General features: G+C 66.7%; 5 protein-coding genes. 3 read left to right on the top strand and 2 right to left on the bottom strand.

All coding sequences use genetic code 11. From position 1 onward, the window contains the following. Positions 1-717 precede the first annotated feature (717 nt). Positions 718-1449, bottom strand: coding sequence for a flavin reductase family protein (locus tag ACTWQJ_RS44625; protein WP_443312111.1), 732 nt, complete (start codon positions 1447-1449; stop codon positions 718-720). Positions 1450-2131: 682 nt separating this feature from the next. Next, the gene (locus ACTWQJ_RS44620; RefSeq protein ID WP_443312110.1) at positions 2132-2749 is read right to left on the bottom strand and encodes a DinB/UmuC family translesion DNA polymerase; all 618 of its coding nucleotides are present in this window, start codon (positions 2747-2749) and stop codon (positions 2132-2134) included. 374 nt (positions 2750-3123) lie between these two features. Here ACTWQJ_RS44620 and ACTWQJ_RS44615 point away from each other — a divergent pair, with 374 nt between their 5' ends. From ACTWQJ_RS44615 to ACTWQJ_RS44605, 3 genes are all read left to right on the top strand, one after another. Beyond that, positions 3124-4116 carry an NAD(P)H-dependent flavin oxidoreductase gene (locus ACTWQJ_RS44615; protein ID WP_443312109.1) on the top strand — a complete coding sequence of 331 codons (993 nt, stop codon included), beginning with the start codon at positions 3124-3126 and terminating at the stop codon, positions 4114-4116. Between the two features lie 1347 nt (positions 4117-5463). Next, positions 5464-5727: a helix-turn-helix transcriptional regulator gene (locus ACTWQJ_RS44610; protein WP_443312108.1), complete on the top strand. Its 264-nt coding sequence runs from the start codon at positions 5464-5466 to the stop codon at positions 5725-5727. Positions 5728-5885: 158 nt separating this feature from the next. Beyond that, the coding region (locus tag ACTWQJ_RS44605; RefSeq protein ID WP_443312107.1) for a DUF6083 domain-containing protein at positions 5886-6220 on the top strand (335 nt) is incomplete at its 3' end.

Raw genomic sequence — 6220 nt, 5'->3', positions numbered from 1 at the left:
ACCCGCTCCCGCTTTTCCTGCTCCTTGGGCGTCAGCCCGCCCCCATGCGCGTACCGCATGACGACGTCGTACCGCAGCGATCAAGAACCGTCACGGGCCACCGGACTCCGCGAGTTCAACCTGAGTACTCGCGTTCGTCGATCCGTCTTGGTCGGAGGATTTGTCGGGCAAAGGCTGTGCCATGTGCTGCCTCTTGTCTCTAGCTCAGTCTGGTTCGTCCGCGGTCACTGCGGAAAGCGGGGTACCGAGGAGGCCGTGCGCGCCGTACCAGGCAAGCCGACATCGAGCGGTCCCGGCGGCAGGCGATCATTTCGTCAGAAACCGGCGTGCGGTGTTTGTGGCCAAGCAGCCCTTGCACATCTCGCAGCGGGTTCAGGGGTCCGCTCGACGATTGACGGACGCCGGGCGGGTCACGGTCTTGTGCCCGGCCATTACGGCAGCAGGCCGGCACAGCATGGAGTCGTCGCGACAGGCCTCCGCGCCCAAACCCCGGCGCCGATGCTGCCGTTGAGCAGGACGTAGCCAATCGGGCGGCGCAGCGCAGCCGTCCTTGTCCTCATGGAGGATCGCGGGAAGCAGCGCGTAGAGCACCCGGCCCTTGCGGTCGGCAATCCGGCGCGCGGTGCCGAGTCCGTGCCGCCCGCCTGACATCACCAAGGCGACACCCACGGAACCTGGGGGCCGCTTGCTCACAGCGAGCGGCCATCGAGAAGTCGATCAGCCAGCGTCGTCTTCCGCGCGCATGATGGATCCGGACGGCGACCACTCCGAGGTTTCGATCATCGAGTAGTCGTCAGGTCGCTTGTCGAGCCGCTCCATCCGACGTCCTTCGAAACGCTCAAGAGTTTCCCTGTCCAGCGGTGGAACGAACGCGTTGTCCACCACTGTGTATTCGGCGGCCAGCCGACCGATGGGAGCAATCGCACCGGTGTCGACCCGTCCGCGTGGCAGGTAGAGGTCGTCGCGGATGTAGAACTGCACGACCCGCCCGAGCACAAGGTGGTTGAGCCCGTCCGGCGCGGGGACGATCATCTCGACGGTGCACTCGAACGCGATCGGCGCACCCGCAATACGCGGCGGCTTCACGGCAGCACTCGGCAGCTTCTCCAGCCCAACCATGTCGAACTCGTCCTCGTCGGGTTCGAACTCATTCGCGCTGAGATGCAGAGGCAGCGCCTGCGGCAGCGTGGCCAGGTGAGTCACGAATTCCCCGGTGTCGCGCATATTGACAAAGCTGTCCTTGAGCGTGACGCCATCGGACCGGGGCTGGATGGACAATGAGACCATAGGCGGCTTGCGCCCCACCACAGTAAAGAACGAGATCGGTGCCAAATTCCCAATCCCGTCGGTCGACAGGGTGCTGACCCAAGCGATGGGCCTGGGGATGACGCTGCCGATCAGCAGCTTGTACGCTGATTCAGCGGTGAGATTCTCGGCGTCGATGTACACTTGGCGATCCCTTCAGCAACTTGGCCAAACAACCAAGCTTGGCCTCGGCTCCATGAGTGCGATAACTCGAACAATCCCGTTGTTCGTTCACACGATTTCTCTTCTTCGCCACCTTGTGGGCGCACTGCTCAACCACCCGGCAACGGTAGTTGGAGATCGTGCAGGGAAGTCCATTTCGAAAGTCCTGCGGAGGGGGCCTCTTCCGCATGTCCTGGGTACCGCAACCGAGCCACGAGCCCAGGGGGGCGGGACGCACCAGCGGCTAGCTCGCGCTCGGTCCGGGCCGACCCGGCGGGCTGTCACCGCACCGAGCCGACCTCAGGGACCAACCACCCCGGCGATGACTTGAGGCCAACGCCTCGGTGGCCGCCACCGTTTCAACGGCCAGCACCCCCGGAACGGCGAGGGTATGGGCCCGCACACGTACACCACGCAGGAGATCAGTGCACGCAGTTGTCCTTCCCAGACCATCTGGCACGCCCGCCCACCTCAGCACTTGTTTCGACAGGACTGCAGCAGGCACCAGCGGGCAAGCCAAACAGGCCTTCGAGAGACTCCTTCGTCATAAACAAGAACGCTAGCAGTGACTATACGGGATGTATAGTCTTGAAGAGATGTGTCAGACCTTGGCGATCGCGGTTCAGTGGCGGCGGATGCCGACTGGAGACCAAGATCCAAACCTTCACGGGCCAGGCGGTCTACTGGTGACACCCGTACCCTCATCCACCCCGCCTCTTCTCGGCGGCAATCGCCAGGAACCCGTGCAGCAGCGCCCCACCAAACCAGGCTCGCCGCCGTCGCACTGACGGCCGACGCCGAAGGAGGCAGCGCGGACTCCGGCGAAGCCGACTCGACGGGCGCGGTCTGCGGCGGCTTCAGCTGCGCGGGCGCGGGCATCGCCGGGGTCCGAAGAGAGCTGCCGGTAGGCCCTATTGGCTGGCAGCAGGTTGTCTGCGCGGATCACGAAGGCGCGTACTCTGGCTCGCTGCAATCCGAGACCGGCCAGCAGGCTCAGCGCGTCCGTGGCGAGGGCGGGTGAGTGGTTGGTGGGTTCTGGCAGGGTGCGGGTACGTGTGGTGGAGCTGCGGTCGGCATACCGCACCGTGAGGGTGAGTCGGCTCGCGATCTGACTTTCGCCGCGCAGGCGTTGGCCGATCTGGTCGGCGAGTCCCAGAACTGCACGGTGATGCCGAGCCGGGTCGAGGCAGTCCCGCTCCAGCACGACGTCGGCAATCAGATGCGCTGCCGGTTCCGCGGGGACGACCGGACGGGGATCGTGGCCGCGAGCACGCTCGGCCAACACCCTCGCCCTGGCCGACGCCGAGGAGCCACTGCAAGGCGCAAGGTGAGCGCCGCCGAAACAGACGGCTCCCTGCCACCTCCCCAACCAGGCAGAGCAGTTGGGGGAAAACCTCAACCATGACGCTCCTCGAACCGCGCATTCAGCGACTCACGGTGAACGGCAACGGCTTGCAGGACGAACGACGCGTTCCGTAACGGGTGTTGGTGGCCAGTTCGGATTCCCCGCTCGCGGCCAGTTAGTGGGGAGTTATCTGGCCGTGGATGTCACAACACGTAGTCGTCGGCAGGCTGACGGCTCGGAGTGGTGCTCTCGCGAAGGCGCGTTGCCTCGACCCAGGTCATGGCCGTTGGTGCGGGAGCAATGATGTGGCCATGGCGTTGTCGACGGAGTTCACGGAGTTGTTGGGCGTGCGGCACCCGATTGTGCTGGCACCGATGGGCGGTTCGGCCGGAGGCGCACTGGCAGCGGCCGTCTCCCGAGCAGGCGGCCTCGGGTTGCTGGGCGGTGCGTACGGGGACCGGGCTTGGCTGGAGCGAGAGCTGCCGATCGTCGCGGGCACCGACCAGCCGTGGGGTGTCGGCTTTCTGACCTGGGCGGTCGATGTCGGCGCGGTGGAGCAGGCGCTGGAGTTCCATCCCGCGGCGGTGATGTTGTCCTTCGGTGACCCGAGCCCGTTCGTCGATCGGATCCGCCGGTCGGACGCGGTTCTGATCGTTCAGGTCACCGATCTGGACGAGGCCAAGCAGGCCGTGGACGTGGGCGCCGACGTCATCGTGGCGCAGGGAACCGAGAGCGGTGGCCACGGCGCCCGCCGCGGGCGCTCCACACTGCCATTCGTGCCGCTCTTGGTGGACCTTGCGGCACCGGTACCGGTCCTGGCAGCCGGCGGGATCGCCGACGGCCGCGGCGTCGCCGCAGCCCTGGTCCTGGGTGCCGCCGGAGCTCTCATCGGCACCCGCTTCCAGGCCACGGCCGAAGCCCTGGTCGACCCCTCCATCAGCAAGGCCATCCTCGAGGGGCGCGGACAAGACACCGAACGCAACAGCGTGTTGGACATCGCCCGCGGCGCGAGCTGGCCGACCGAGAAGTACACCGCCCGTACTCTCGCCCACCCCTATCTCGACCGATGGCGTGGTCGGGAGGCCGAGCTGGCCAGCGATTCCCAGGCCCGTCAGGATTACCAGGACGACGTGGCACGAGGAGTGATTCCACCCCTGCCGGTCTGGGCGGGCGAGGGCGTCGACCTCATCACCGATCTGCCTTCCGCTGCCGACCTCGTCACCACGCTGGCTGCCCAGGCCGAGGATGCACTGACTTGGGCCGGAAGGCGCCGGCCGAACAATCGGCCACGAGCCCACGGCTAATGCCGTCGAGCCGACAATGGTCACCCTCGGTTACACCCGCAACTGGCCGTACATGGGGAATTTCTGGTGGCCGCTGTCAAACGGGTCGAGTCGTAGGTCGGTCGCTCAGCTCTCGGGGATCACGTCGGCGTCAGATCGATCGACCGCCCGCTGACACCGATCGCCTTTCGGCGCAGCTCCCAGCACAGATCCCCTGTGGCAAGGACCACGCTCCAGGAGACGAAAGATGCCGCCAACCGGTCGAGCACTGGGAACAAAGCCGCAGGAACGAGTCCACACTCACGCGCGATCCGGTCCGTCTCAGCACACCCGCGACTGGACGTAAGGTCCGTATGCGCCTCAAGACAGAGAACTGCCAGCCGCAGAGAGTGGTCACCGGCGCCCGCACAGTCACCCCTCGCCGTACGCAGCGCCCAGTCAGCAGCGCTCCTGCGGTCTGGACGTGCGGGACTCTGAGTAGACATCCCGCCGTCGAAAATCTGGGCGACCACCACTCTGTCGGCAAGGCCCGAGGCAGCCGGGCGTTCGGCGGAGCCACCGCGCCTGCTCCAGCTCGCACCACGGGAGCGAATCGCGCCCGAGGCGAAGACTACGCAGAACCCCAGTCGGCACCCGGACCTCCCCTCCGGAGTCCATACGCAGTGCACACTGCACGGCGAGCAGCCGGGCTGCAGCCCCGGTGTAGTCCGGCAGGGCTGAGGTCAGGTAGCTGAGCATCTCCCGCACCCGAATCTGGTCGCCCGGCCCTTTGGGTCGTCGCCTGCGACGCCGCGAGGCGCTGCCCGACGGTGTCACGACCGCACGCAGGAAAGTTTCCGGAACCACAGCGGCCTGCGCCGTCACCAATGCACAAGCCGCGCAGGCATCGGCAAGTCGCCAGAGTCGTCCGCCCTGGTCTCGAGCGAGAAGCAGACGAATAAGACCAGCACAGCCGCGGTGGCGAGGGTGCCAGTGACAGCCTCGCTCATGACACTGACAGGTGCGCATGTACGACGGCAGAACGTCGCGCCGGGCATGTCCGGCCAGATGCTCGAGCGCCGCGGTGCGCGCGGATACGGCAGCGAGCAGCACGCCCCGATGGTCGCACTGCTGACACACGAGCTGCGGCCCGCCAGAGCCGGGCTGCAACTCCACAGTCCAGGCACGCCGTGCTGTGGGGCATGTTGTGCGGAACCTCATAAGGCGCGCGCTCCTTCCCATCCCATCCCGCACCGTTGTCCGCTCAGGAGAGAGCGACGGCCGCACACGGTAGTGCAGACCTCTGCCCCCTTGCCTGCGCCACCACCTGGGGAAATAGGGCAGAGGTCTGCACTGACAGGGCAGGGGTCTGCACCTTCGGATGGTCAGGTGACGATCTTTCCGCCCGACCCGGACTTCGAGGCACTCCGCCTGGAGCTCGCGCGCCTGCGGGCGGCCCGAGGGTGGAGCCATGACGAGCTCGCCGCCCGTAGTGGCCTCGCCAGACGGACTCTTATCGAGATTGAGCAGGGCCGCACGATCGGGACGGTGAAAACCTGGCGCGCTCTCGCACACGCCCTGAGCACCCCGCTCGACGAGCTCTTCGCCGCCTTGTGCAACGGGCACGAGCACCCCGAAAAGGCCGACGGCTGACAGCTCTCCGGGGGCAATCGCCAACCGCCCGATCCGGTGACCCGACACGAACGTGCGATCGCATTTCCGAAAGTCAGTCTCACCGGATGCGGCAGTCCGGGGGACGCCTGCGGTAGCGACGCCACTGGAACGGCGCGTTGGCTGGCAGGTTCGCCCGCATGCGCTCCACACCCCCTTCTTCACGTCGTTGGGATGGCAGTCTCGCCCATGTCCGCGTGAGGCGTTCCCTACGCGTAAGCGGCGACAGCGCCAGTCGTCTGCTGCGATGCGGTCAGAGTGACCGCTGCCGTGATTGCGGCAACCGCATCGAGTGGTACCACCGCACCAACGAGCGACCCGTCCGCCTGCATCCTCACGAGCTGCCTGCGGCGAAGGTGCCTGCTACTTGCCATTGGCACGTCAGTTCAGGTGTCGCTCATCCGGCGGGCGACGGCAGTGGCTGGTGCCGCCTGCCGCACGCCATGCTGTGTCCTGCCCGCGACGGGCTTCCGGC

The sequence above is a fragment of the Streptomyces sp. KR55 genome (genome assembly GCF_052245645.1).
Classification (GTDB): Bacteria; Actinomycetota; Actinomycetes; order Streptomycetales; family Streptomycetaceae; genus Streptomyces; species Streptomyces flavusporus.
Note: the sequence above shows the minus strand (reverse complement) of the source record. Positions and strands in the feature narration are given on the sequence as shown.

Bases quoted from the DNA above. Each gene is read 5' to 3' on its own strand.
- ACTWQJ_RS44615 (WP_443312109.1), top strand. From the start codon at position 3,124: ATGGCGTTGTCGACGGAGTTCACGGAGTTGTTGGGCGTGCGGCACCCG.